This is a genomic window from Streptomyces poonensis (genome assembly GCF_014650915.1).
Taxonomy (GTDB): Bacteria; Actinomycetota; Actinomycetes; order Streptomycetales; family Streptomycetaceae; genus Streptomyces; species Streptomyces poonensis.
The window spans coordinates 170,557-196,288 of the sequence record NZ_BMVW01000001.1 but is presented as its reverse complement, the minus strand read 5'-3'; the positions used below and the strand labels follow the sequence as shown (position 1 = coordinate 196,288).

At 72.0% G+C, this 25,732-nt stretch carries 18 protein-coding genes; 14 read left to right on the top strand and 4 right to left on the bottom strand.

The window, feature by feature from the left end:
* Nucleotides 1-14 precede the first annotated feature (14 nt).
* The 7 genes from gatB to IE242_RS00790 all read left to right on the top strand — a co-directional run bounded on the left by gatB (nucleotide 15) and on the right by IE242_RS00790 (nucleotide 9,226).
* Nucleotides 15-1,535, top strand: coding sequence for an Asp-tRNA(Asn)/Glu-tRNA(Gln) amidotransferase subunit GatB (gene gatB, locus IE242_RS00820; protein ID WP_189854233.1), 1,521 nt, complete (start codon nucleotides 15-17; stop codon nucleotides 1,533-1,535).
* 216 nt (nucleotides 1,536-1,751) lie between these two features.
* On the top strand, nucleotides 1,752-4,067 hold the full coding sequence (locus tag IE242_RS00815) for an MMPL family transporter (RefSeq protein WP_189854231.1): 2,316 nt from the start codon (nucleotides 1,752-1,754) through the stop codon (nucleotides 4,065-4,067).
* The gene (locus IE242_RS00810) at nucleotides 4,045-4,620 is read left to right on the top strand and encodes a GNAT family N-acetyltransferase (protein ID WP_189854229.1); all 576 of its coding nucleotides are present in this window, start codon (nucleotides 4,045-4,047) and stop codon (nucleotides 4,618-4,620) included. The genes IE242_RS00815 and IE242_RS00810 overlap by 23 nt, the downstream gene beginning before the upstream one ends.
* A 35-nt stretch (nucleotides 4,621-4,655) precedes the next feature.
* Nucleotides 4,656-5,297 (top strand): hypothetical protein, encoded by a 642-nt coding sequence (locus IE242_RS00805; RefSeq protein WP_189854227.1) that lies wholly within the window; start codon nucleotides 4,656-4,658, stop codon nucleotides 5,295-5,297.
* A 230-nt stretch (nucleotides 5,298-5,527) separates the two neighbouring features.
* The gene (locus IE242_RS00800; RefSeq protein ID WP_189854225.1) at nucleotides 5,528-5,707 is read left to right on the top strand and encodes a hypothetical protein; all 180 of its coding nucleotides are present in this window, start codon (nucleotides 5,528-5,530) and stop codon (nucleotides 5,705-5,707) included.
* Nucleotides 5,708-5,760: 53 nt separating this feature from the next.
* Nucleotides 5,761-8,874, top strand: a complete 3,114-nt coding sequence (locus IE242_RS00795; RefSeq protein WP_189856262.1) for a helix-turn-helix transcriptional regulator — start codon at nucleotides 5,761-5,763, stop codon at nucleotides 8,872-8,874.
* Nucleotides 8,875-8,998: 124 nt separating this feature from the next.
* Nucleotides 8,999-9,226, top strand: a complete 228-nt coding sequence (locus IE242_RS00790; RefSeq protein WP_189854224.1) for a DUF6191 domain-containing protein — start codon at nucleotides 8,999-9,001, stop codon at nucleotides 9,224-9,226.
* A gap of 132 nt (nucleotides 9,227-9,358) precedes the next feature.
* Here the strand turns inward: IE242_RS00790 and IE242_RS00785 are convergent, their stop codons facing one another.
* Complete coding sequence (locus tag IE242_RS00785; RefSeq protein WP_229857936.1) at nucleotides 9,359-10,528, bottom strand: PQQ-dependent sugar dehydrogenase; 1,170 nt, start codon at nucleotides 10,526-10,528, stop codon at nucleotides 9,359-9,361.
* 135 nt (nucleotides 10,529-10,663) lie between these two features.
* A complete protein-coding gene (locus tag IE242_RS00780; RefSeq protein ID WP_189854222.1) occupies nucleotides 10,664-11,662 on the bottom strand; it encodes an aldo/keto reductase in 999 nt (332 codons plus the stop codon).
* A 75-nt stretch (nucleotides 11,663-11,737) separates the two neighbouring features.
* On the opposite strand from IE242_RS00780, the gene IE242_RS00775 reads away from it, so the two are divergent.
* The 6 genes from IE242_RS00775 to serA all read left to right on the top strand — a co-directional run bounded on the left by IE242_RS00775 (nucleotide 11,738) and on the right by serA (nucleotide 21,863).
* The gene (locus IE242_RS00775; protein ID WP_189854220.1) at nucleotides 11,738-12,679 is read left to right on the top strand and encodes a 2-hydroxyacid dehydrogenase; all 942 of its coding nucleotides are present in this window, start codon (nucleotides 11,738-11,740) and stop codon (nucleotides 12,677-12,679) included.
* 478 nt (nucleotides 12,680-13,157) lie between these two features.
* Nucleotides 13,158-16,235, top strand: a complete 3,078-nt coding sequence (locus IE242_RS00770; protein ID WP_189854218.1) for a putative bifunctional diguanylate cyclase/phosphodiesterase — start codon at nucleotides 13,158-13,160, stop codon at nucleotides 16,233-16,235.
* 245 nt (nucleotides 16,236-16,480) lie between these two features.
* A complete protein-coding gene (locus tag IE242_RS00765; RefSeq protein WP_189854217.1) occupies nucleotides 16,481-18,334 on the top strand; it encodes an acetolactate synthase large subunit in 1,854 nt (617 codons plus the stop codon).
* Nucleotides 18,335-18,363: 29 nt separating this feature from the next.
* Nucleotides 18,364-18,891 (top strand): acetolactate synthase small subunit, encoded by a 528-nt coding sequence (gene ilvN, locus IE242_RS00760; RefSeq protein WP_189854215.1) that lies wholly within the window; start codon nucleotides 18,364-18,366, stop codon nucleotides 18,889-18,891.
* Between the two features lie 120 nt (nucleotides 18,892-19,011).
* The gene (ilvC, locus tag IE242_RS00755; RefSeq protein ID WP_030573960.1) at nucleotides 19,012-20,010 is read left to right on the top strand and encodes a ketol-acid reductoisomerase; all 999 of its coding nucleotides are present in this window, start codon (nucleotides 19,012-19,014) and stop codon (nucleotides 20,008-20,010) included.
* A 263-nt stretch (nucleotides 20,011-20,273) separates the two neighbouring features.
* Nucleotides 20,274-21,863, top strand: coding sequence for a phosphoglycerate dehydrogenase (gene serA, locus IE242_RS00750; protein ID WP_189854213.1), 1,590 nt, complete (start codon nucleotides 20,274-20,276; stop codon nucleotides 21,861-21,863).
* A 43-nt stretch (nucleotides 21,864-21,906) separates the two neighbouring features.
* On the opposite strand, the gene IE242_RS00745 is transcribed toward serA, so the two are convergent.
* Nucleotides 21,907-23,589 carry an MFS transporter gene (locus IE242_RS00745; RefSeq protein WP_189854211.1) on the bottom strand — a complete coding sequence of 561 codons (1,683 nt, stop codon included), beginning with the start codon at nucleotides 23,587-23,589 and terminating at the stop codon, nucleotides 21,907-21,909.
* 109 nt (nucleotides 23,590-23,698) lie between these two features.
* Between IE242_RS00745 and IE242_RS00740 the strand changes: the two genes are divergently transcribed.
* Complete coding sequence (locus IE242_RS00740; protein ID WP_189854209.1) at nucleotides 23,699-24,292, top strand: TetR/AcrR family transcriptional regulator; 594 nt, start codon at nucleotides 23,699-23,701, stop codon at nucleotides 24,290-24,292.
* Between the two features lie 15 nt (nucleotides 24,293-24,307).
* Here IE242_RS00740 and IE242_RS00735 read toward each other — a convergent pair whose 3' ends face one another.
* Nucleotides 24,308-25,594, bottom strand: coding sequence for a PucR family transcriptional regulator (locus IE242_RS00735; protein ID WP_229857935.1), 1,287 nt, complete (start codon nucleotides 25,592-25,594; stop codon nucleotides 24,308-24,310).
* Nucleotides 25,595-25,732: the final 138 nt, after the last annotated feature.

The following is a 25,732-nucleotide window of genomic DNA, read 5'->3' as shown; positions in this document are numbered from 1 at the left end:
AGGGAATTTCCACCGTGACCACCACGACCGACACCGACCTGGTGTCGTACGAGGACGCGCTGGCGTCGTACGACCCCGTCATGGGCCTCGAGGTCCATGTCGAACTCGGCACCCACACCAAGATGTTCTGCGGCTGCTCGACCGCGCTCGGCGCCGAGGCGAACAGCCAGACCTGCCCGGTCTGCCTCGGCCTGCCCGGCGCGCTCCCGGTCGTCAACGCGACCGGCGTCGAGTCCGCCGTCAAGATCGGCCTCGCGCTGAACTGCGAGATCGCCGAATGGTGCCGCTTCGCCCGGAAGAACTACTTCTATCCGGACATGCCGAAGAACTTCCAGACCTCCCAGTACGACGAGCCGATCGCCTTCGACGGCTACCTCGACGTACAGCTGGAGGACGGCGAGACCTTCCGCGTGGAGATCGAGCGCGCCCACATGGAGGAGGACACCGGCAAGTCGACGCACGTCGGCGGCGCCACCGGCCGTATCCACGGCGCGTCCCACTCCCTGCTCGACTACAACCGCGCGGGAATCCCGCTCATCGAGATCGTCACCAAGCCGATCGTCGGTGCCGGGGAGCGTGCGCCGGAGGTGGCGCGGGCGTACGTGCGTGAGCTGCGCGAGCTGATCCGTGCGCTCGGTGTCTCCGAGGCCCGTATGGAGATGGGCCAGATGCGCTGCGACGTGAACCTGTCGCTGATGCCGAAGGGCAGCGAGAAGTTCGGCACGCGGAGCGAGACGAAGAACGTCAACTCGCTGCGCAGCGTCGAGCGCGCCGCGCGCTTCGAGATCCAGCGCCACGCCGCCGTGCTGAACGGCGGCGGGACGATCATCCAGGAGACGCGCCACTTCCACGAGGACACCGGGTCCACGACCTCGGGCCGCGTGAAGGAGGAGGCCGAGGACTACCGGTACTTCCCGGAGCCCGACCTGGTGCCCGTCGCCCCGGCCCGCGAGTGGGTCGAGGAACTGCGCGCCGCCCTGCCCGAGCTGCCGCTCGTCCGCCGCAACCGGCTGCGCGAGGAGTGGGGCATCTCCGGCACGGACATGCAGGCCATCCTCAACGCCGGTGCGCTGGACCTGATCGTCGCCACGATCGACGCGGGCGCCGACGCGGCCTCCGCCCGCAAGTGGTGGATGGGCGAACTCGCCCGCTCCGCCAACGAGTCGGGCAAGGGCCTGGACGAGCTGTCCATCACCCCGGAGCAGGTCGCGCGCGTCACCGCGCTCGTGTCCTCCGGCGACCTGAACGACAAGCTGGCCCGCCAGGTCATCGAGGGCGTTCTCGCGGGCGAGGGCACCCCGGACGAGGTCGTCGACAAGCGCGGCCTCAAGGTCGTCTCCGACGAGGGCGCGCTGACCGCCGCCGTCGACGAGGCCATCGCCGGGAACCCGGGCGTCGCGGACAAGATCCGCGGCGGCAAGGTCGCGGCAGCCGGCGCCCTGGTGGGTGCCGTCATGAAGGCCACCCGGGGTCAGGCCGACGCGGCCCGCGTCAAGGAGCTGATCCTGGAGAAGCTGGGCGTCAGCGAGGGCTGAGCATCAGCGGGGGTTGAGCACCCCGTAGCGCACGTCCCCGAGGGCGGTACACCGACTGCGGTGTACCGCCCTCGGCTGTTACCCCACTTGTGAGGAACATCATGAAAGCCGCAAAGGATCTCTTTCTGCTGCAAGAGTGACTGCGGACCACATACGAGATTCGACAACGGACTCTCCCCGGTCAAAGATCCGCACTTCACCCCAGGGAGCACGTCCGTGGCAGCTCTCGCGCGCTGGTGCGTCCGGCACCGCCTCGCCACCGTCCTGCTGTGGCTGCTGACGTTCGCGGGCGCCGCCGCCGGCGCCACGGCCGCGGGGTCGGCGTACTCGAACGACTACGCGACCTCCGGCACCGAATCCAGCCGCGCCGCCGCACTCCTCCAGCAGGGCTTCCCCCGTCTCGCGGGCGACAGCGGCACCGTCGTCTGGCACACCGACCGGGGCACGGTGCGCGCGGCCGACGTGGAACGGGCCATGACCCGCACCCTCGACGAGATCGCCGCCCTGCCCGGCGTCGCGTCCGTGACCGGTCCGTACGACGCCGGCCGGGACGGCCGCGGCGGCGACGGCGGCCGGATCAGCGCCGACGGCCGCACCGCGTACGCGGCGGTCACCTTCGCCGGCCAGGCCGATGACCTGGACGAAACGGTCGCCCGGCGCGTCATGGACACCGTCGCGGCGGCCGGGACCGACGGGCTCCAGGTTGAGTGGGGCGGCCGGGTCTCCGGGCCCACCGAGCGGGCGGGCGGGCACCTCGCCGAGGTGGTGGGCGTGCTCGTGGCCGCCGTCGTGCTGTTCCTCGCCTTCGGCTCGCTCGCCGCCTCGCTGCTGCCCATCGCGACCGCGCTGGTCGGTGTCGGAACCGCGTACGCGGGCACCGTGCTGCTCGGGCACGCCATGACCGTCGCCGACTTCGCGCCCATGCTCGGCATGCTGATCGGGCTGGGCGTCGGCATCGACTACGCCCTGTTCATCGTGACCCGGCACCGCAAGGGCCTCAAGCGCGGGACACCCGTGACCGAGGCCGTGGCCGGCGCCGTCGCCACCACGGGACGGGCCGTCGTGTTCGCCGGCGCCACGGTCTGCATCGCCCTGCTCGGGATGCTCGTGCTGCGGCTCGGCTTCCTGAACGGGGTCGCGGTCGCCGCCTCGCTCACCGTGGTCCTCACCGTCGCCGCCTCCGTGACGCTGCTGCCGGCTCTCCTGTCGTACATCGGCCCGCGCGCCCTCAGCCGGCGCGAGCGGCGCCGGCTGGCCGAGCACGGTCCCGAGCCCGAGGTGCCCACCGGGCTCGCCGCCCGCTGGTCCGCCTTCGTGGAACGGCACCCCAAGAAGCTCGGCGCGCTCGGGCTCGCCGTCATGGCCCTGCTGGCGCTCCCCGCGTTCTCGCTCCACCTGGGCACCTCCGACCAGGGCAACGATCCGAGGTCCTCGACCACGCGCCAGGCGTACGACCTGCTCGCGGAGGGTTTCGGGCCCGGGGTGAACGGTCCGCTCACCCTCGTCACCGAGGTCGGTGACGGCGCGGACAGGCCCGCCCTCGACCGTCTCGGCGCCACCCTCCGGACCACCGAGGGCGTCGCGTCGGTGACCCCGGTGACGTACTCCGCCGACGGCTCCGTCGCCTTCCTCACCGTCGTCCCGGAGTCCTCCCCGCAGTCGCGGGCGACCAGCGCCCTCGTGGAACGGCTGCGCACCGAGGTGCTGCCGCGCGCGGAGACGGGCACCGCGCTCGACGTCCAGGTCGGCGGGGTCACCGCCGGGCACGACGACTTCGCGGACGTCGTCGTGGACAAACTGCCGCCGTTCGTCGCCGTGGTGATCGGGCTCGGCTGCGTGCTGCTCCTGCTCGCCTTCCGGTCCGTCGGGATACCGGTGAAGGCCGCCGCGATGAACGTGGCCGCCGTCGCCGCCGCGTTCGGCGTCGTCGTCGCGGTCTTCCAGTGGGGCTGGGGCAGCGAGCTGCTGGGTCTCGGCAGCGCCGGGCCGATCGAGCCGTTCCTGCCCGTGATCATGGTGTCGGTGCTGTTCGGGCTGTCCATGGACTACCAGGTCTTCCTGGTCGGCCGGATGTACGAGGAGTGGCTGGCGACCGGCGACAACCGGCGGGCCGTGCGCGTGGGCCTCGCCGAGACGAGCCGGGTGATCAACTCCGCCGCCGTGATCATGATCTCGGTGTTCCTCGCCTTCGTGCTCACCGGCGACCGGGTGATCGCCATGTTCGGCATCGCGCTCGCCGCCGCCGTCGCCCTCGACGCCTTCGTGCTCCGTACGCTCCTCGTGCCCGCCCTGATGCATCTGCTCGGCGGCGCCAACTGGTGGCTGCCCCGCGGGCTGGACCGCCGGCTGCCGCGCATCAGCATCGAACCGCCCGAGTGCCGCGTAGCGGGGGACACACCGCGGGGCGCGCGGGAAAAGCCGAGCGCCGCCGGAATCTCCCGTGCCAGCATTCCGGGACGTGCCGGGGAGACCTCCCCGGCCGGTGTACTGCTGAAGGAGCGGCAACACGATGTACGCGATATCCCTGGGTGACGACGGCGCCGAACTGCGTTCCCTGGAGCCCTGGCACGCCGAGGAGTTCCTCGCGCACCTAGACCGCGGGCGCGAGTTCATCCAGACACACATCCCGTTCGGGGCCAACGCCATCGATGCCGACTCGGCGCGGGAGCTCCTCCAGGCGTACGCCGACAAGCGCGCCGCCGACACCGGCAGCCTGCACGGCATCTGGCTGGACGGGAAGCTCGTCGGCGGGGTGCTGATCCGGGTCTTCGACGCCGTGCACGGGAACTGCGAGGTCGGCTGCTGGCTCGAACCGGCCGCCACGGGACGCGGACTGATCACCAGAGCCATGCGGGTCCTCATCGACTGGGTGGTCGAGGAGCGCGGCGTCCACCGCGTGGAGTGGCAGGCGTCGTCCGCCAACGAGCCCAGCATCGCCGTGGCGCGGCGGCTGGGCATGACCCGTGACGGCGTGCTGCGGCAGAGTAATTCCTACCGGGGCGTGCGCCAGGACATGGAGGTGTGGTCGGTGCTCGCACCGGAGTGGCGTGCCGCACGCGCGCGCGGCGCCCACAAGGATCATTAAGGGACTTCTCAGACGACGTCCGTACGGTGCGAGGCATGGGAACGAAGACAGTGGACGACAAGGACACCGGCGCCGACGCCGGCACCGGGGCGAAGAGCGACGAGGCGGAGCGGGACGTCACCCGGACGACCGGGGAGGAGAGCCCGGAGAACCCCGCCGGGACCCCGGACGAGGAGGCGTCGGCCGCCGCCGATCAGGACGCCGTCGGCGAGGAGTCCGCCGACGCGGATCCCGCAGGCCTGGAGGCTGCCGACCAGGAGGGGGCGCCGGCCCGCAAGGACGCCTCCGCCGGGGTCGGCCAGGGTGCCGCGGCCGTCGTCTCCGCCGGACTCGGGCTCATCTCCCTGAGCGGCAGCTGGCTCGGTACGGTCGCGCAGGCGCGTGAGTCGCTGTTCGGCCAGCTGGAGACCGCGGCCGACGCGAGCGTCGGCACCCAGATCCAGGAGGTCTACGGCGACTCCTGGAACGCCAACGCCCTGGTCGCCGGTGTGTTCGCGCTGGTCGCGCTGATCGTCGGCGTGGTCGTGCTGGTCCGGCCCGCGTTCGGCGCCCCGGACCGGTCGCAGGCGCCGTGGATCAAGTCGGTCGCCTGGGCGGGTGTCTCGCTCGGCGTCATCGGCCTGGTGCTCGCCGCGCTGAAGTACACCGACATCCTGCTCTCGATGCCGACGGGCTGATCCCGTGGCGGGAGGCCGACCCATGCCGATGAGGTGATGCCTCATCGGGAGTACTCGGGAGTGCCGGGGGCCTTAGACGGGCCGTGCGCGTCGTACGGCCCGGCTAAGGCCCCTCGCGCGCGGGAGATGCGGAAGTCTCCCGATGTGACGGAACCCCCTGGGAGACGAAGGTGGAGACAGCGCACCGAACGGTGCCGAGAGTCCAGCCGGATCTCCACGAGGGGGAAGAGATGTTCGTGTACGAGGAACTGCACCGGATCCGTTCCGCTGAGCTCATCCGCGAGGCCGAGAACCACCGGCTCGCCCGTGAGGCCCGCCGTGCCGCCCGGGAGACGCCCGGGACACGGGGTGTCCCCAGGTGGCCGTACACGCCCCGGCCCCGCCGGCAACGGTTCGCGCGCGCGGCGTGAACCGCCTTGTCCGCCCGTCGTCGGCCGGTGACGGAATGTCAGTGCCGTGTGCGATGCTCGGCGGCGTGGAGATCAGATCCGTCAGTCCGGTGTTCGTCGGCCGCGCCGACGAACTGCAGGTGCTGCACGATGCCCTCAGCCGGGCCGCCGGCAGCGGCACCGCACGGGCGGCAGGCGCCGGCGGGGAACCGCAGGCGCTGCTGCTCGGCGGCGAGGCCGGGGTGGGCAAGACCCGGCTGATCGAGGAGTTCGCCACCGCCGCGGTCCGCGAGGGCGCGGTCGTCGCGGTCGGCGGCTGCGTCGAGATCGGTGCCGACGGGCTGCCGTTCGCGCCGTTCTCCACGGCCCTGCGGAGCCTGCGCGCACAGCTGCCGGACGAGGTGACCGCGGCGGCCGCCGGGCAGGAGGAGGAACTGGCCCGGCTCCTGCCGGAGCTGGGCGAGACGCCCCGCGGGCGGCACGACGAGGAGGGCACCGCCCGGCTGTTCGAGCTCACCGCCCGCCTCCTGGAGCGCGTCGCCGCGGACCGCACGGTCGTCGTCGTCCTGGAGGACCTGCACTGGGCCGACGCCTCCACCCGCCACCTGCTCGCCTATCTGTTCCGCACCCTGCGCACCGGCCGCCTGGTCGTCGTCGCCACCTACCGCGCCGACGACATCCACCGCCGTCACCCGCTGCGGCCGCTGCTCGCCGAGCTCGACCGCCTCCGCACGGTGCGCCGGATCGAACTGCGCCGCTTCCACCGCCCCGAGGTCGCCCGCCAGATCGCCGGCATCCTCGCCGCCGAACCCGCCCCGGACCAGGTGGACGAGATCTTCACCCGCTCCGACGGCAACGCCTTCTTCGTCGAGGAGCTCGCCGTCGCCGCCCGCGACGGCTGCCGCACCGGCCTCACCGACACTCTCCGGGACCTGCTCCTCGTCCGCGTCGAGGCCCTGCCCGAGGACGCCCAGCGGATCGCCCGGATCGTCGCCGAGGGCGGCTCCACCGTCGAGTACGGGCTGCTCGCGGCGGTGGCCGGGCTGCCCGAGGAGGACCTCATCGAGGCGCTGCGGGCCGCCGTCGGCGCCAACATCCTCAGGGCCGCGCCCGGAGGCCATGGCTACCGCTTCCGCCACTCGCTGGTCCGCGAGGCCGTCGGCGACGATCTGCTGCCCGGTGAGCGCTCCCGGCTCAACCGGCGCTACGCCGAAGCCCTGGAGGCCGACCCGGCGCTCGTCACCGCCGACGTCCGCGCCACCCGCCTGGCCAGCTACTGGTACCACGCCCACGACGCCGCCAAGGCCCTGCCCGCCGTGCTCGCGGCCTCCGCGCAGGCCCGCGGCCGGCACGCCTACGCCGAGCAACTGCGGCTCCTGGAGCGGGCGATGGAACTGTGGGAGGCCGCTCCTGACGCCGTACGGTCCGCGCTGCGCCCCACCGACTACGTCGAGGCCGGCCCGCTGTCCCCGCGCCTGCGCTATATCGACCTCATGGCCGAGGCGGCCGTCGCGGGGCGGCTGTGCGGCGAACGGGAACGCGCCCTGAAGATCACCAAGCGGGCGCTGCGGCTGCTGGAGGAGCACGGCACCTCCCCGGGTACGCGACCGGGTCCACCGGGTCAGGGCAGCGGGGACCCCCTGCAGGCGGCCTGGTTCCAGGTGCAGCGCTCCCGTCTGACCCATGGCCTCGGGCGGAGCGACGGCTGGGCCGAGCTGGCCGCCGCGCAGGAACTGGTGCGCGGGCTGCCGCCGTCCGAGGTGCACGCCGAGGTGCTGTCCATGACCGCGGGCTGGTCCATGGTGCACGCACCCGGCCCCGAGGCGCTGCTCGACGCCCAGCGCGCCGTCGAGTACGCGCGCATGGTGGGCGCCGAGGACATCGAGCTCAACGCACGTCTCACGCTCGGCAGCCTGATGATCGACGCCGGCGACGTCGAGGAGGGGCTCGCCGAGATGTACGCGGTCAAGGACGAGGCGGTCAAGCGGTCCCTCACCGCCATCGTCGGCCGCAGCCATGTGAACCTGCCGTCGTGCCTGGACGCCGTGGGCCGTGCCCGGGAGGCCGCCGAGGTACTGCGGGAGGGGCTGGAACACACGCGGCGGCTGGGCCTGCCGGAGACCGAGGCCTTCGTCTGGAACAACCTCGCCGAGTCGCTGATCGCGCTCGGCCGCTGGGACGAGGCCGCCGCGGCCGCGACGAAGGGGACGACGCTCGCCCGGAGCGCCAAGCCGCGCGGCAGCGGCCGTCTCCACCTCGCCTCTCTCGCGCTCGCCCGCGGCGACACCGGCGAGGCCGCCCGCCTCCTCGCCGACGCCCGCGGCCACTACGGCACCCATGACCTCGTGCCGCAGTACGACATACCGCTGGCCGTCCTGACCGTCGGCGTGGCCGCCGCCGAGGGCCGCATCCTGGACGCGCGCGCCGCGCTCGCACGCGCCCTCGACACCGGTTTCCCGCCCGGCACCCAGCGCTACGCCTGGCCCCTGCTGCTCACCGCCGTCACCGCGGAGGCCGACGCCCGCGGGCTGCCGGTCGCCGACCAGGGCCGGGCCGAGGTCCTCGGACGCGTGGCCACCCTCCTCAGGAAGCTGCCCACGGGCGCGCCCGTGTGGCGGGCCCACGAGGCATGGGTACGCGCCGAACTGCTCCGCGCCGAGGGCGAGCCCGCGCCAGATGCATGGTCCGAGGTGGTCACCGCCTTCGAGGCGCTGGAGCGGCCGTACGATCTCGCCCGGGTCCGGCATCGCTTCGCCGAGTCGCTGCTGGCGCGCGGCGCCGACGAGGAGAGTCGTGACCGGGCGACGGAACTGCTCAGGCTGTCCGCTGCCGTCGCCGGTCACCTCGGTGCCCGGCCGCTCGCCGACGCGGTGGCCCGGCTCGCCCGGCGGGCCCGGCTGACCCTGGCGCACCCGGCGGAGGACGCCGCCCGCGCCGCGGCCGACGCCGACCCTGCCGTGGCCCTCGGCCTGACCGGCCGGGAACGCGACGTCCTCCGTCTGGTCGCCGTGGGGCGCAGCAACCGCCAGATAGCCGAGGAGCTCTTCATCTCGCCGAAGACGGCCAGCGTCCACGTCTCCCACATCCTCGCCAAGCTGGGAGTCTCGGGACGCGGAGAGGCGGCCGCGGTGGCGCACCGGCTGCGGCTGTTCCCGGAAGGGTCCGGTGAGCCCGCCGGGGCGGGATGATGGGAGGGACCCGTCACGCCGCAGGGAGGTCCGTACCGGGACCCGTGCCGACCGCACTCTGACCGACGACATACGGCCCGCGGCGCGCGGGCAGGGGCCGGACGGCCGGCCCGGGGAGGTGCCCGTGTTCAACGTCTTCGAGGACCTGTTCGCACCCGGACGCAAACACACCAGCGATGAGCGGAACCGGCTCGAGATGACCCGGGAGGACGTCGGCGACAGCGACCCCGGTCGCGGCCCGATAGACCTGGACTCGGGCAAGGCGGTCATACGGCCGCCCGCCCGGCCGCACGAGGAGACCGAGCCCGGTGAGCCGGACGGGAGCGGCGGTCCGGAGCCGGGCGGGGACTGAGGCGGTCCGGAGGGGTGCGGGCTGAGGCGGTCTGGGGCGGGGCGCGGACCGAGCGGCAGCCCGAGCGGCAGCCCGGGCGGACAGGGCGCGGACCGACGCGGCCCGCAGCAGGGGCCCGGGCCGCGCCCGCCCCTACTTCACCTCCAGCTCCAGGATCTTGTCGTCCCCGCTCTCCGGCGACCCCCGGCCGTCCGTCTCGCTCGTCGTCAGCCAGAGCCTGTCGCCGCCCGCGGAGACGACCGTACGGAGGCGGCCGTACTTCTCCGTGAGGAAGGCCTGGGGGTCGGCGGAGGCCTCGGTGCCCTTCAGGGGGATGCGCCACAGTCGCTCGCCGCGCAGACCCGCCATCCACACGGACCCCTCCGCGAAGGCGATGCCGCTGGGGGAGGCGTCCGCCACGCGCCACTGGGCCACCGGGTCGACGTAACCCTTCTCGCCCTCCTTGCCCTCGACGTCCGGCCAGCCGTAGTTGCCGCCCGGCTCGATGTGGTTCAGCTCGTCCCACGTGTCCTGGCCGAACTCCGAGGCCCACAGCCGCTGTTCGTCGTCCCACGCGAGGCCCTGGACGTTGCGGTGGCCGTAGGAGTAGACGGGCGAGTCGTCGAAGGGGTTGCCCGGCGCGGGCTCGCCCTCCGGGGTCATACGCAGGATCTTGCCGCCGAGCGACTTCTTGTCCTGCGCCAGTTCTCCCTCGTAGCGCTCACCGGTGGTGGCGTACAGCATCTTGTCGGGGCCGAAGGCCAGCCGGCCGCCGTTGTGGTTGGTGCCCTTGGGGATGCCGCGCAGAATCGTGTCGGGGGCGCCCAGCTGCTCGCCCGCCGGCTTCTCGGGGTCGTACAGCATGCGCACGACGCGGTTGTCCGACTCCGACGTGAAGTACGCGTAGACCATGTGGTCCGAGGCGTAGTCGGGGGAGACGGCGATACCCAGCAGGCCGCCCTCGCCGGCGGGGGAGACGCCCGGAACCTCGCCGAGCTCCGTCTTCTTGCCGCTCTTCTCGTCGACCAGGGTGATCGTGCCCTCGTCCCGGGACGAGACCAGCAGGCCGCCTCCGGGCAGCGGTGCCAGTCCCCACGGCGAGTCCAGGCCCTCGGCGACGGTGCGGACGACCTTCACCGAGCCCTTCGCGGGCGGTGCGTCCTCCGTGGCCCGTCCCGACGGCGAGGCCCCGCTCCTCGTACCGCTCGGAGCCGCGCTCGTGCCACCGCCCGGTTCCTCGCCGTCGTCGGAGGAACAACCGGCCGTCACCAGAAGCACGGCCGTGGCCAGGACGGCCGTCACTGCTCTGCGTTGCACGATCACAATCCCTTCGCCGCCGCGGAACTCCCTGACTGTTCTTACTCCGCAGGTGCCCCGCAGGTTCCCCGGCCGACGCATCAAGAGCGGTTCCCCTGCGAACGGATCACGTCGTACGGCCCCCGTCCACCGGTCCCGCCGTCAGTCCCACGACCCCTGCGCCGCCGGCAGTTCCGCCACCTCCGCGAGATCCTCGGCGGTCAGGCGCAGCCCGTGCGCGGCGGCGTTCTCCGCCACCCGGTGCTCGTGTCGGGTACCGGGCACGGGCACCACATGGGGGCTCTGGGCGAGGACCCAGGCCAGGGCCACCTGGGCGGGGGTCACGGAGGGGCCGTGGCGGCGGGCCACCCTCCGCAGACCCGCGACGATCGGCTGGTTCGCCGCCATCATCTCGGCGGTGAAACGCGGATGGCGGGCGCGCATGTCGTCCGGTTCGAAACCCGCGCCCGGTCTCAGCGTGCCGGTGAGGAAGCCGTTGCCCAGGGGCATCGCCGCGAGGAATCCCACGCCACGGGCCCCGCACCAGGGAAGGAGCGCGTCGAGGGCCTCCGGGGACCAGACCGACAGTTCGGCCTGCACGGCACTCACCGGGAACACCTGCTGGACGCGCTCCAGCTGACGGATCGTCGCGTCGTACAGATGTGCGCCGGGGCGGCGGCCGGCGTGCGCGCCCACCGCGCACAGCCCCAGTGCCCTCACCTTCCCCGCCCGGACGAGCTCCGCCATCGCGCCCCACGTCTCCTCCACCGGGACCTCCGGATCCGCGCGGTGGAGCTGGTACAGGTCGATGACATCGGTCTGGAGGCGGCGCAGCGAGGCATCGCAGGCGCGCTTCACATAGCCGGGACGGCCATTGGCCACGATGTGCTGCTCGCCCACCAGCAGGCCGACCTTCGTGGACACGAACGCCTCCGCGCGGCGCTCCCTCAGTGCCCGGCCCACCAGCAGCTCATTGGTGAACGGGCCGTACATGTCGGCGGTGTCCAGGAGCGTCGCCCCGACGTCGAGCGCCCGGTGCACCGCGCGCAGCGACTCGGCGCCCCGTCGGCCCGACCCGGAGTACGCCCAGCTCATCGGCATGCACCCCAGTCCTATAGCCCCCGCTTCGAGCGCCGCCGCGCCGATCCTCCTGCGCTCCACCTGGCCGTACCCTCCCTCTCCTGGCACCCCAAACTAACCAATGCGGCCACAGCGGATTCGCCTAGCCTCCTGGGCATGACTGGTGATGTGTGGCTGCCGTTCCGCGTGGACGAGTTCGAGGGGCTGCCCGAAGGGCCCGAGTACCGCTACTGGAACGGTGAGCAGGAGTTCCCCGGAGACCCGGCCGACTGCGCCTTCTATGTGGTGCCGTACATGAAACCCCCCGCGACCTCGCAGCGGCCCCTGCTTGGCATGACCTCCGTGCAGGTCGTGCAGACGCTCTCCGCCGGCGTCGACCATGTGGAGCCGGGACTCAAGCACCTGCGCCCCGGCGTACGGTTGTGCAACGCGCGCGGGGTACATGAGGCGAGCACGGCCGAGCTCACCCTCACACTCATCCTCGCTTCCCTGCGCGGCGTTCCCGACTTCGTGCGCGGGCAGGACCGGGAGGAGTGGCGGAGCGGATTCCGTCCGGCCCTGGCCGACAAAACCGTCCTCATCGTGGGATACGGGTCCATAGGCGCCGCCATCGAGGACCGGCTCGTCCCCTTCGAGGTCGAGCGGGTGGCGCGCGTCGCGCGCTCTGCGCGTACCACGGCGCGCGGACCGGTGCATCCACTCACCGAACTGCCCTCGCTGCTGCCCGAAGCGGACGTCGTCGTCCTGTCGACGCCCCTGACGGACAGCACGCGTGGCCTGGTCAACGCCGATTTCCTGGCCCGGATGAAGGACGGGGCGCTGCTCGTCAACGTCGCCCGCGGCCCCGTCGTCGACACCAAGGCGCTCCTCGCGGAGCTGGAGAGCGGCCGCGTCACGGCGGCCCTGGACGTCACCGATCCCGAGCCGCTGCCGGCGGGACACCCCTTGTGGCATGCGCCAGGAGTGCTGATCAGCCCGCATGTCGGCGGTCCGACGTCGGCGTTCCTGCCGCGCGCGAAGCGTCTCCTGGTGGACCAGTTGAACCGGTTCGTGAACCGTGAGCCGTTGCGGAACGTGGTCCTTACGACGAGTCGTTAGGCACTACGAGCACTCCGCTTCGGGCACCCTCCGCAGTCCGTCGGACGCGGGCGGTGTCCGCGGCCCGTCGGCCGTCACGGAGCGTAGAGAAGCTATGTCCCTGAGTGACGAGACTGGTGTATCGTCCCGACAGGGGCTGCGCCGCGCACCGTTCGGCGCCGGGGATGGACATGAGACTGCGAGGGGGGCGACGGGCGATGTACGGCCTATGGACGAGCGATCCGACGCGGCGGAGCCGTCAGCGGCGACCCTGGCTGGCCGCGACGCGCAGACGCGGCCACAGCGGTCACGGCCATCACGGCCATCACGGTCATCAGAGCCGGCACGGCCATCCTGGTCATCACGGACAGCATGGACACCACCGCCGGCACGGCAGCCGCCGAAAGCACCCCCACCCGCATCCGCGTCCGGCGCATCGGGACCAGTGGGACCAGCAGGACCGGCGGGACACGGGGGCGGTCCGTACCGGGGAGCTCCGGTGAGCGCCCGCCCGTCCTCCGCGACCACGCTCCACCCGACGCTGCGGACCCGGTTGCTGCCCGGTCCGCTGCTGTCCGGCGGTCCGGTGGCGGACGGCGGCCAGAGCGGGACGGGCCTGCGTGCGCAGCTCCTGCTGGCCCTGGTGTGCGCGGGCTACGCCATCGGCTCCGCACTCGGCTGGGGATCCCGGCAACTCGCGCTCGTCATGGGCGACTTCGGACTCGGTGCCGCCGCGGCCGCCGCGGCCGTGTCCTGCTTCTGCTACGCGCGCCGCAGCCGCAGCCGCTTTCGGCCCGCCTGGCTGCTGTTCGCGCTCTCCTCCACGATGGCGGCCCTCGGCAACCTGGTCTGGGGCTGGTACGAAGTCGTGCTGGGCCGTACCGTGCCCGACCCGAGCTACGCCGACCTGTTCTTCCTCTGCTTCGCGCCGCCCGCCATCGTCGGGCTCCTCGTGCTCGCCAAGCGGCCCGTGACCAAGAACGGCTGGGTCTGCCTGGCGCTGGACGCCTGGCTGATCGGCGGCTCGCTGATGACCCTGTCGTGGAGCCTGGCCCTCGCCAGGACCGCACGGCAGGAGGACGGCGACGTCGCGCACGCGGCGCTCTCCCTCGCCTACCCGCTCCTCGACATCGCCCTGGTCAGCATGGTGCTCGCGCTGCACTTCCGGCGCTCGGCGGTCAACCGCTCGGCGGTCAACACCGCGGTCGCCGCCCTCGCCCTCACCGTCATGTGCGACGCCCTGTTCACCTCGCCCCTGCTCCACGACAGCTACCGCTCCGGACAGCTGCTGGACGCGGGCTGGTTCGCGGGTTCGCTGCTCCTCGCGTACGCCCCCTGGGTCGGCCAGCGGCCGGGACAGCCGGACGACGACGAGCACGCGCGCGTGGCACATGAACAGCCCCCGGGCCGCGGCCACGACACCCCACCCGCACCCCGGCACGACGGCTTCCGCGGCGGACCCGCGGCCCTCCCGGGCCCGGACCCCGGCCGCTATCCGGCCGCGCGCCCCATCGCCGGACCGCTGACCGCGCTCACCCCGTACCTGGCCGCCGCCGTCTGCACCCTGGGCATCCTCTGCAACGTCCTCGACGGCCGCAGCGTCGACCGGGTCGTCCTGATCACCGCCTGCACCGTCGTGCTCGCCCTCGTGGTACGCCAGGGCATCATGCTCCTCGACAACATCGCCCTCACCCAGGAGCTGGCCCAGAAGGAGAACCACTTCCGCTCCCTGGTGCAGGGGTCCAGCGACGTCATCATGATCGCCGCGCCCAACGGCATCCTCCGGTACGTCAGTCCGGCCGCCGCGGGGGTGTACGGGCGGCCCGCGGAGGAGCTCGTCGGCAACGAACTCGCCGCTCTCATCCACCCGGAGGACCTGGGCTGCGTGGTGCACGAGCTACGCCGTTTCCTCGCCGCCGGTCCCCACGACGAACCCACCACCCGCATCGAGTGCCGCTTCCGCTCGGGCGGTGGGGGCACCTCCCGCTCGAGCGAAACCGAGAGCGGGGGAGGCTGGCTCAATGTCGAGTCCACCGTCAACCGCCATCAGGGCGGTCTCATCTTCAACAGCCGGGACGTGACCGAGAGAGTGCGCCTCCAGGCCCAGCTCCAGCACAGCGCCGAACACGACCCGCTGACCGACCTGCCCAACCGCGCGCTGTTCACCCGGCGTGTGCAGCAGGCGCTGTCCGGCCGCCGCGCCTCCGACCGCGGCGCCGCCCTGCGCGGCACGGCCGTCCTCTTCATCGACCTCGACGGCTTCAAGGCCGTCAACGACACGATCGGACACCAGGCCGGGGACGAGCTGCTCGTCCAGGCCGCCCGCAGACTCCAGGAGGCCGTCCGGCAGGGCGACACCGCCGCCCGGCTGGGCGGTGACGAGTTCGCGGCCCTGATCACCGGGGACGGCAGCAATGACCGCGCCGCGCGCGAGCAGCACATCGTCGAGCTCGCCGACCGGCTCCGCGTCACCCTCTCGCAGCCGTACACCATCGACGGCAACGATGTCCGGGTGGCCGCGTCCATCGGGGTCGCCTTCGCCGAGCCGGGCCTCGGCGCGGGAGAGCTGCTGCGCAACGCCGACCTCGCCATGTACCGCGCCAAGGCCGCCGGCAAGGGGCGCGTCGAGCTGTACGTCCCGCAGATGCAGCAGGACGTCGTCCGCAAGGCCGAGCTGGCCGGACGGCTGCGCGCGGCCCTGCACGACGGTGAGTTCTCCCTGCTGCACCAGCCCGTGGTGGCACTGGACAGCGGCCGGATCACCTCGGTCGAGGCGCAGGCCCGCTGGCGCTCGTCCCAGGGGGCGCTCTTCACGCCCGCCGACTTCCTGCAGGCGTCCGAGGACAGCAAGGACGGCGACAGAACCGCCGAACTGGACCGCTGGCTCCTCCAGGAGGCCGTCGCGCAGGCCGCCGAGCGCAGCGCCGGCGGTCTCGATGTCCCCGTGAGCGTACGGATGAGTGCCCGCCGGCTGCTGGACCGCTCCCTGCCGCTCGGCTCCGTCGAGGCGCTGCTGACCCGGCACGGTCTCTCCTCGGGCGCGCTGGTCGTCGAGCTGTCCGACACGGAGCCACGGTCCGGTCTGGACGAGCTGGAGCGCCGGCTGAACGCGCTCCGCAGACTCGGCGTACGGATCGCTCTCGACGGCTTCGGCAGCGGTCACGCGGCCGTTACGGCGCTGTGGCGGCTCCCCGTCGACGTGCTCAAGCTCGACCGGAGCCTGGTCGAGGGGATCGTCGAGTCCCCCCGACTGCACAAGATCACAAGTGGACTGCTCCGCATCGCGAACGACCTCGGCATGCAGTCCCTGGCCTCCGGAGTGGACCGGCCCGAACAGGTCGTCGCCCTGCGCGCGATGGGCTGCAGCCATGGGCAGGGCGCCGCCTTCTCGCCCCCGCTCGACGAGTACCGGCTGCGACGGGCCCTGTCGTCCGGGCACTACCCGGTGCCCCACGGCCCCGCGGAACCCGCCCTCGCGGGCGGCGGCGTGGGGATGTACCCGACGGGCGTCCCCGCCGTCTACGGAAGCGGTACGGCGCTACGCTCACATAATGAGACGCCCGTCCCACCCACTTGACACGTGGTGCGTGCCGGGGGGAGGGTCAGTGCCATGCGCACCCGAATTCTCGTACTTGGACAGCGCGTCGGCTGAGCTGGGACCCACCGGATGGACAACCGGAATCCCCAGCGACCACACCCGGCGCGCCCCCCTCGCTTGCCTCACGGCACGAGGGGTTTTTTGTTGCACAGGCGTCAGTCGCACAGCAGTCAAACTTCGCAAAAACCCTCGCAAAAAACCTCAGCATCGAGAAGAGAATGCCGATGACCGAGCAGGCCACCGGGGCCCATCCTCCGCAGCCGCGGCCCCGATCCGGAGGACCCCAGTCCGTGACCGTCGAGCACGTCACGGGTGCGCAGTCCCTCATCCGCTCGCTTGAGGAGGTCGGCGCCGACACGGTATTCGGCATTCCCGGAGGCGCCATCCTCCCGGCGTACGACCCGCTGATGGACTCCCGGCGGGTGCGCCACGTGCTGGTCCGCCACGAGCAGGGCGCGGGGCACGCCGCCGAGGGCTACGCGCTGGCCACCGGCAAGGTCGGCGTCTGCATGGCGACATCGGGCCCGGGCGCGACCAACCTCGTCACGCCGATCGCCAATGCCCACATGGACTCCGTGCCGCTGGTCGCGATCACCGGGCAGGTCGCCTCCGCGTCGATCGGCACGGACGCCTTCCAGGAGGCGGACATCGTCGGCATCACCATGCCGATCACCAAGCACAACTGGCTGGTCACCAAGGCGGAGGACATCCCGCGGGTGATCGCGCAGGCCTTCCACGTCGCCTCCACCGGCCGCCCCGGCCCGGTCCTGGTCGACATCTCCAAGGACGCCCTCCAGGCACAGACCACCTTCTCCTGGCCGCCGGTCATGGACCTGCCCGGCTACCGCCCGGTGACCAAGCCGCACGCCAAGCAGATCCGCGAGGCCGCCAAGCTGATCACCGGTGCCAAGCGGCCCGTCCTGTACGTCGGCGGCGGCGTCCTCAAGTCGCAGGCCACCGCCGAGCTGAAGGTCCTCGCGGAGCTCACCGGAGCGCCCGTCACCACCACCCTGATGGCGCTCGGCGCCTTCCCCGACAGCCACCCGCTGCACGTGGGCATGCCGGGCATGCACGGTTCGGTCACCGCCGTCACCGCGCTGCAGAAGGCCGACCTGATCGTCGCCCTCGGCGCCCGCTTCGACGACCGCGTCACCGGCAAGCTGGACAGCTTCGCCCCGCACGCCAAGATCGTCCACGCCGACATCGACCCGGCCGAGATCGGTAAGAACCGCGCCGCCGACGTGCCGATCGTCGGTGACGCCCGCGAGGTCATCGCCGACCTGGTCCAGGCCGTCCAGAAGGAGCACGCCGAGGGCCACCGCGGCGACTACAGCGCCTGGTGGAAGGACCTGAACCGGTGGCGTGAGACGTACCCGCTCGGCTACGACCAGCCGGCCGACGGCTCGCTCTCCCCGCAAGCGGTCATCGAGCGCATCGGGCAGCTCGCCCCGGCCGACACGATCTTCACCGCGGGCGTCGGCCAGCACCAGATGTGGGCCGCGCACTTCATCCAGTACGACAAGCCCGCCACCTGGCTGAACTCCGGCGGCGCCGGAACCATGGGCTACTCGCTCCCGGCCGCCATGGGTGCCAAGGCCGGCGCCCCCGACCGCACCGTCTGGGCGATCGACGGCGACGGCTGCTTCCAGATGACCAATCAGGAGCTCACCACCTGCGCCCTGAACAACATCCCGATCAAGGTCGCCGTCATCAACAACGGCGCCCTCGGGATGGTCCGCCAGTGGCAGACCCTCTTCTACAACCAGCGCTACTCCAACACCGTGCTGCACTCCGGTCCGGACACGGCCGGCAAGGAGCCCAACAAGGGCACCCGCGTCCCCGACTTCGTGAAGCTCGCGGAGGCCATGGGCTGCTACGCGCTGCGCTGCGAGTCGCCCGACGAGCTGGACAAGGTCATCGAAGAGGCCAACGCCATCAACGACCGCCCGGTCGTCATCGACTTCATCGTCCACGAGGACGCGATGGTCTGGCCGATGGTCGCCGCCGGCACCTCCAACGACACGATCATGGCCGCCAGGGACGTCCGCCCCGACTTCGGCGACGGCCAGGACGACTGAAGACGACGGACAGGAAAGAGCACTCCGACATGTCCAAGCACACGCTCTCCGTCCTGGTGGAGAACACGCCGGGCATCCTCGCCCGGATCGCCGCCCTCTTCTCCCGCCGCGGCTTCAACATCGACTCCCTCGCGGTCGGCGTCACCGAGCACCCCGAGATTTCCCGCATCACGATCGTGGTGAACGTGATCGAGGACCTCCCGCTCGAGCAGGTCACCAAGCAGCTCAACAAGCTGGTCAACGTCCTCAAGATCGTCGAGCTGGAGCCGGGCTCCGCCGTGCAGCGCGAACTCGTCCTGGTGAAGGTGCGCGCCGACAACGAGACGCGCTCCCAGATCGTCGAGATCGTCCAGCTGTTCCGCGCCAAGACCGTCGACGTCTCCCCGGAGGCCGTCACCATCGAGGCCACCGGCTCCAGCGACAAGCTGGAGGCCATGCTGAAGATGCTGGAGCCGTTCGGCATCAAGGAACTGGTCCAGTCCGGCACGATCGCGATCGGCCGAGGAGCCCGCTCCATCACCGACCGGTCGCTGCGCGCGCTCGATCGATCCGCATAAGGCCGGAAACGGGCGGGTCGGCAGCCTGCCGCCCGCCCGTATTCCGAGACCCCGAGACTTCCCCTCCCCCCACCGGCATACGGTGGGACGCACCACCCGTACACAAGGAGAGAACCCACAGTGGCCGAGCTGTTCTACGACGCCGACGCAGACCTTTCCATCATCCAGGGCCGCAAGGTCGCGGTCATCGGGTACGGCAGCCAGGGCCACGCCCACGCGCTGTCGCTCCGTGACTCGGGTGTCGACGTCCGGGTCGGTCTGCACGAGGGCTCCAAGTCCAAGGCCAAGGCCGAGGAGCAGGGCCTGCGCGTGGTGAGCCCGTCGGAGGCCGCCGCCGAGGCCGACGTCATCATGATCCTGGTCCCGGACCCGATCCAGGCCCAGGTCTACGAGGAGCACATCAAGGACAACCTGAAGGACGGCGACGCCCTGTTCTTCGGCCACGGCCTGAACATCCGCTACGGCTTCATCAAGCCCCCGGCGGGCGTGGACGTCTGCATGGTCGCCCCCAAGGGCCCGGGCCACCTGGTCCGCCGCCAGTACGAGGAGGGCCGCGGCGTTCCCTGCATCGCCGCCGTCGAGCAGGACGCGACCGGCAACGGCTTCGCGCTGGCGCTGTCGTACGCCAAGGGCATCGGCGGCACCCGCGCCGGCGTCATCAAGACGACCTTCACCGAGGAGACCGAGACCGACCTCTTCGGCGAGCAGGCCGTCCTCTGCGGCGGTACGGCCGCGCTGGTCAAGGCGGGCTTCGAGACGCTGACCGAGGCCGGTTACCAGCCGGAGATCGCGTACTTCGAGTGCCTCCACGAGCTGAAGCTGATCGTGGACCTCATGTACGAGGGCGGCCTGGAGAAGATGCGCTGGTCGATCTCCGAGACCGCCGAGTGGGGCGACTACGTCACCGGCCCGCGGATCATCACCGACGCCACCAAGGCCGAGATGAAGAAGGTCCTCGCCGAGATCCAGGACGGCACGTTCGCCAAGAACTGGATGGACGAGTACCACGGCGGTCTGAAGAAGTACAACGAGTACAAGCAGCAGGACTCCGAGCACCTCCTGGAGACCACCGGCAAGGAGCTGCGCAAGCTCATGAGCTGGGTGAACGAAGAGGCGTGAGCCGTACGGCGGCAGGGCCGGAGCAGTAGCTCCGGCCCTTCGTCGCAACTCCGGGCGACGCCCCGACCACGGTGTTGTCCAGCCCGTCCACCCACGGACGGGTGATCCTTCCGCAGGGGCGCAAGACGACGCCCGCGGCGCCACTACACTGCTGCACTACATACGCGTCAGGCCCACAGCGTCGTGCGTCTTCCACGCGGCCACCACTCCCTCCGCCAGCGGCCGTCGGGACGGCCGTCCGCAATGGACTTGTGAGGACTCACGTGAGCTCGAAACCAGTCGTACTCATCGCTGAAGAGCTGTCGCCCGCCACGGTGGACGCGCTCGGGCCGGACTTCGAGATCCGGCACTGCAACGGAGCCGACCGCGCCGAACTGCTCCCGGCCATCGCCGACGTGGACGCGATCCTGATCCGCTCGGCCACCAAGGTCGACGCCGAGGCGATCGCCGCCGCGAAGAAGCTGAAGGTCGTCGCGCGAGCCGGCGTCGGCCTGGACAACGTCGACGTCTCCGCCGCCACCAAGGCCGGCGTGATGGTCGTCAACGCCCCCACCTCGAACATCGTCACCGCCGCCGAGCTGGCCTGCGGCCTGATCCTCGCCACCGCGCGCAACATCCCGCAGGCGAACACCGCCCTGAAGAACGGCGAGTGGAAGCGCAGCAAGTACACCGGTGTCGAGCTCGCCGAGAAGACCCTCGGCGTCGTCGGCCTCGGCCGCATCGGCGCGCTGGTCGCGCAGCGCATGTCGGCGTTCGGCATGAAGGTCGTGGCGTACGACCCGTATGTGCAGCCCGCGCGGGCCGCGCAGATGGGTGTGAAGGTGCTGTCGCTGGACGAGCTGCTCGAGGTCTCCGACTTCATCACCGTCCACCTCCCGAAGACCCCCGAGACGCTCGGCCTCATCGGCGACGACGCGCTGCACAAGGTCAAGCCGAACGTGCGCATCGTCAACGCCGCGCGCGGCGGGATCGTCGACGAGGAGGCGCTGTACTCGGCGCTCAAGGAGGGCCGCGTCGCCGGCGCCGGCCTCGACGTGTACGCGAAGGAGCCCTGCACCGACTCCCCGCTCTTCGAGCTGGACCAGGTCGTGTGCACCCCGCACCTCGGCGCGTCCACCGACGAGGCGCAGGAGAAGGCGGGCATCGCCGTCGCCAAGTCCGTCCGTCTCGCGCTCGCCGGTGAGCTGGTCCCGGACGCGGTGAACGTCCAGGGCGGCGTCATCGCCGAGGACGTCAAGCCGGGCCTGCCCCTCGCGGAGCGCCTCGGCCGGATCTTCACCGCGCTCGCGGGCGAGGTCGCGGTCCGCCTCGACGTCGAGGTGTACGGCGAGATCACCCAGCACGACGTGAAGGTGCTGGAGCTGTCCGCGCTGAAGGGCGTGTTCGAGGACGTCGTCGACGAGACGGTGTCGTACGTGAACGCCCCGCTGTTCGCGCAGGAGCGCGGTGTCGAGGTGCGCCTGACCACGTCGAGCGAGTCCTCCGACCACCGTAACGTCGTCACCGTGCGCGGCACGCTCGCCGACGGCGAGGAGGTCTCGGTCTCCGGCACGCTGGCGGGCCCGAAGCACCACCAGAAGCTGGTCGCGGTCGGCGACTACGACGTGGACCTGGCCCTCGCCGACCACATGGTGGTCCTGCGCTACGCCGACCGGCCCGGTGTGGTCGGCACCGTCGGCCGGATCTTCGGCGAGGCCGGCATCAACATCGCCGGTATGCAGGTCGCCCGCTCCGCCGCCGGCGGCGAGGCGCTGGCCGTCCTCACGGTGGACGACACGGTGCCGCAGCCGGTGCTGACGGAGGTCGCCGAGGAGATCGGCGCGACGTCGGCGCGGTCGGTGAACCTCGTCTGAGGTTCTCGTCCGCATCTCGTACGGCGCCGGGGCCCGGCCACCATCAGGTGGCCGGGCCCCGGCGCGTGCGGCGAACCGGTCGGCGCTCAAGCGAGTGACGCGGGCTCCGGTCCGGCGAGTCCTTCCGCACCGGGTCCTGCGCTCCGGCGTCCTGTCCGCCGCAGTCCTCTTCTCCGCAGCCCTTCTCCCCACAGTCCTCCCGCACCCGTACTCTCCGCAGCGTCGCCGCCGCCGTGACCGCCGCTCCCAGCAGCACCGCCACCGCGGCCAGCGCCGCGCCCCGCATACCGTCCGTGAACGCCTCCCGGGCCACGGTCACCAGGACGTCGCCCGCCGCGGCCGGCATCTCCCGGGCCACCGCCAGCGCGCCGCCGAGGGTCTCGTGGGCCGGGGCGGGCGCCGAGGCGGGGATCGCGTGGTGGTAGACCGCGGTGCCGATGGAGCCGAGGACCGCCATGCCGAGCGCGCCGCCGAACTCCTGACCGGTCTCCAGGACCGACGACGCCGTGCCCGCCTTCTCGACCGGCGCCGCACTCAGGGCCATGTCCGTCATCTGGGACATCACCGTCACGACGCCCGACGCGAGGATGCCCGCTCCCGCGAGGACCAGCCACAGGGAGTCCGTACCGGCGAGGGCGAGCAGCGCGTAACCGCAGGCCGCGGTGGTGAAGCCCGCGGTCACGACGTACGCGCGGTGCACACCCCGCTGCACCAGATGGGCGGCCAGCGGTGCCACGGCGCCGATGAGCACGGAGGGGAGGAGCGACCACAGCGCGGACTCCAGCGCGCTCTTGCCGAGCACGGACTGCAGGTACTGGGTGGTGAAGTAGGCCGAGCCCATCATCGCGAAGGACGCGATCAGGTTGAGGGCGACCGCGGGTGAGAAGCCCCGGCCGCGGAACAGGTCCACGGGGATCATCGGGGACGCCGATGTGCGCTGGCGGTGCACGAACAGGGCGGCGAAGAGCAGGCCCACCGTCACCGACAGGACGTACCGCACGTTCCAGCCCTCGGACGGGATCTCCTTCAGGCCGTAGATCACCGGGAGGACCGCCGCCATCGACAGCGGCACGCTCAGCACGTCGAAGCGGCCGGGACGCGGGTTCCGCGACTCGGGGAGCAGGACGGGGCCGAGGACCAGCAGCAGTGCCATCGCGGGCAGGTTGACGAGGAAGACCGAGCCCCACCAGAAGTACTCGACGAGGACGCCGCTCAGCACGGAGCCGAGAGCCACGCCTCCCGTCATCACGGCCGACCAGACGCCGATCGCCTGCGCCCGCTGGGCGGGGTCCCGGAACATCGTGCGGACCAGCGCCATCGTCGACGGCATCAGGGTGGCCCCGCCGATGCCGAGGACCGCGCGGGCCGCGATCAGGGTCTCGGCGCTGTGCGCGTACGCGGCCACCAGCGACGCCGCGCCGAACGCGGCCGCGCCGATCAGCAGCAGCCGGCGGCGGCCGATGCGGTCGCCGAGCGCGCCCATCGTCATCAGCAGTCCGGCCAGCACGAACGCATAGATGTCGAAGATCCACAGCTGCTGGGTGCCGCTCGGTTCCAGGTCGGCGCTGATGGCGGGGACCGCGAAGTAGAGGACGGACACGTCCATCGACACCAGCAGCAGCGGAAGCATCAGCACCGAGAGGGCGGTCCATTCGCGGCGCCCGGCGCGGTGGGAGCCAGGCGAACTCACGTCCGTGGCCGTGGGGTTGATGGGGTTCGTCGTCATGGCAGTGACTGTACGAGCGTCATAAACGCGTGTCTAGTACGAGTGTGTAAGTCGCGCGTCTTAGACACTTGTATAGGACGGCTGTACGTGTGGCGTTACGCTGACCCGCATGGGACACCGTGAGGATCTGCTCGAAGGCGCCAAGCGCTGCCTGCTGGAGAAGGGCTTCGCGCGGACCACCGCGCGCGACATCGTGAAGGCGTCGGGCACGAACCTGGCGTCGATCGGCTACCACTACGGCTCGAAGGACGCACTGCTGGCCCAGGCGTACGTGGCGATGGTCGGGGAGCTCTCGCAATCCTTCGACGGAGAAGGCGAGGGGGCGCCCGAGCTCACCTCCGAGCCCGGGACCGTCGAGCGGTTCCATGAAGTGTGGTCGAACGTCATCGCGACCATGAAGGAGCCCGATCCGCAGTGGCGCCTCAGCATGGAGATGCTGGTCATGGGCGACCAGCTGCCCGAGGTGCGCGACCACCTGGCGCTCGCCCAGCGGGAGGGCGACCGGGGGCTCGTCACCATGTTCATGGGCGGACGGGAGGAGGACGTCCCGGAGGAGACCGTGGACACCCTCGGCCGCTTCTACACGACCCTGCTGATCGGCCTCATCGCGCAGTGGACCTTCGACTCCAAGAGCGCGCCCGACGCGGACGCGCTCACCGAGGGGCTGCGCCAGGTACTGGCGGCGGCCCGGCCGGAGGAGTGAGCCTCACCTTCGGCCCTACAGCCGCGCCGCCTTCAGGGCCATGTGCAGCAGCAGCCGGTCCTCGCCGTTGTCCAGGTCCAGTCCGGTGAGCTGCTCCACGCGGGAGAGCCGGTAGTACAGGGTCTGCCGGTGGATGCCCAGCTCCGTCGCCGTGCGCCCCGCCTGGCCCGCGCGGTCGAGGAACACTTCGGCCGTGCGGGCGAGTTCGTGGTGGGCGGGGGACAGCAGGGGCCGTACGGCGGGGTCCTGGGCCGTCTCGGGGGGCAGGGCGGTGAGGAGGCGGTACGGGCCGACGGCGGCCCACTCGGCGACCGGTCCGAGCCGGGGGTCGGCCAGCGCGGCGCGGGCGGCTGCCGCTGCCTCCTGCCAGGCGGTGCCGAGTTCCGAGAGCCCGGTACGGGGGTTCGCTACACCGGCCGCCGTCCGCTCGCCGTCCGCACGCCCGCCGCTCGTACGCCCACCGCCCGCACGCCCGCCGTTCCGGCGTCCGGCGCCCGCGCGCTCCAGCAGCCGGGCCGCCGCCGTGTGCGCCGGCTGCGGCACGTCCGCCGAGCGCAGCCGCACCAGCAGCGCCAGACCCTGCCCGGAGCCACCCGGACCGCTCCCGTCCCACGGCACCGTGCACAGGGCGACCGCCCCCGGCACCGTACGGACCGAGGGGGCGCCCGCCGGGTCGGCGGACGGCCACGGGGCCACGCACACCACCGTGTGGACGCCGTCCGCGCGGGGGCCGAGCGCCGTGCGGAACTCCGTGAGCGCCGCCTCCCGCTGCCAGCCGGGCCCGGCGGTGAGGACCGCGCGCAGCTCCCGGGTCAGGTCCGCGCCCGCCTGGGCCTCGTCCGCGAGGAGCGCGCCGATCCGCGAGGCGACCTCCATGGCGGCGTCGAGCTGGGCGCCGGTGGGGCCCGGGTCGCCGTCCTCCAGCAGCCACACATAGCCGAGGACGACTCCCCGGTGACGTACGGGAAGGCAGATGCGGCCGCGGTACACGCCCGCCTCCGGGGAGGGCGGGATCCGCACCGGAGCCGTCGCCCGGGTGATGCCGAAGCCCTCGAACCACTCCCGCACCGCCGCCGTCGAACGCCGCGTCAGGATCGAGCGGGTGCGCACCGGGTCGAGCGCCGACTCGTCGAGGTCGCCCTCGCTGTCGTACGCGCCGAAGGCGATCAGCTCGAAGTCGCGGTTCTCCAGCGTGGCCGGTGCGCCCAGCAGCCCGGAGATCTCGTCGACCAGCTCCTGGTAGTCGCCCCGGCCCGCTCCCCGCGCTCTGAAAACGTCCGTCACCCGGTCATTCTCCCGCATCACCGTCCGCTCTTCATACATCTGTCTGAGATCCAGCGCACGGATGCGTGACAGCTGTCGATGGCCGACGATCGGGGGGATCCTTAGGTTTCACGGTGGTTCTCCGTGCCGTACCCGAATCGTCGGGTTCACGGCCTT

What these genes read in the sequence shown, in the direction of transcription:
- IE242_RS00810 (WP_189854229.1), top strand. Translation starts at nt 4,045, where the DNA reads ATGTACGCGATATCCCTGGGTGACGACGGCGCCGAACTGCGTTCCCTG.
- IE242_RS00805 (WP_189854227.1), top strand. Translation starts at nt 4,656, where the DNA reads ATGGGAACGAAGACAGTGGACGACAAGGACACCGGCGCCGACGCCGGC.
- IE242_RS00800 (WP_189854225.1), top strand. Translation starts at nt 5,528, where the DNA reads ATGTTCGTGTACGAGGAACTGCACCGGATCCGTTCCGCTGAGCTCATC.
- IE242_RS00795 (WP_189856262.1), top strand. Translation starts at nt 5,761, where the DNA reads ATGCTCGGCGGCGTGGAGATCAGATCCGTCAGTCCGGTGTTCGTCGGC.
- IE242_RS00775 (WP_189854220.1), top strand. Translation starts at nt 11,738, where the DNA reads ATGACTGGTGATGTGTGGCTGCCGTTCCGCGTGGACGAGTTCGAGGGG.
- IE242_RS00765 (WP_189854217.1), top strand. Translation starts at nt 16,481, where the DNA reads ATGACCGAGCAGGCCACCGGGGCCCATCCTCCGCAGCCGCGGCCCCGA.
- ilvN (WP_189854215.1), top strand. Translation starts at nt 18,364, where the DNA reads ATGTCCAAGCACACGCTCTCCGTCCTGGTGGAGAACACGCCGGGCATC.
- IE242_RS00745 (WP_189854211.1), bottom strand. Translation starts at nt 23,589, where the DNA reads ATGACGACGAACCCCATCAACCCCACGGCCACGGACGTGAGTTCGCCT.
- IE242_RS00740 (WP_189854209.1), top strand. Translation starts at nt 23,699, where the DNA reads ATGGGACACCGTGAGGATCTGCTCGAAGGCGCCAAGCGCTGCCTGCTG.
- IE242_RS00735 (WP_229857935.1), bottom strand. Translation starts at nt 25,594, where the DNA reads ATGCGGGAGAATGACCGGGTGACGGACGTTTTCAGAGCGCGGGGAGCG.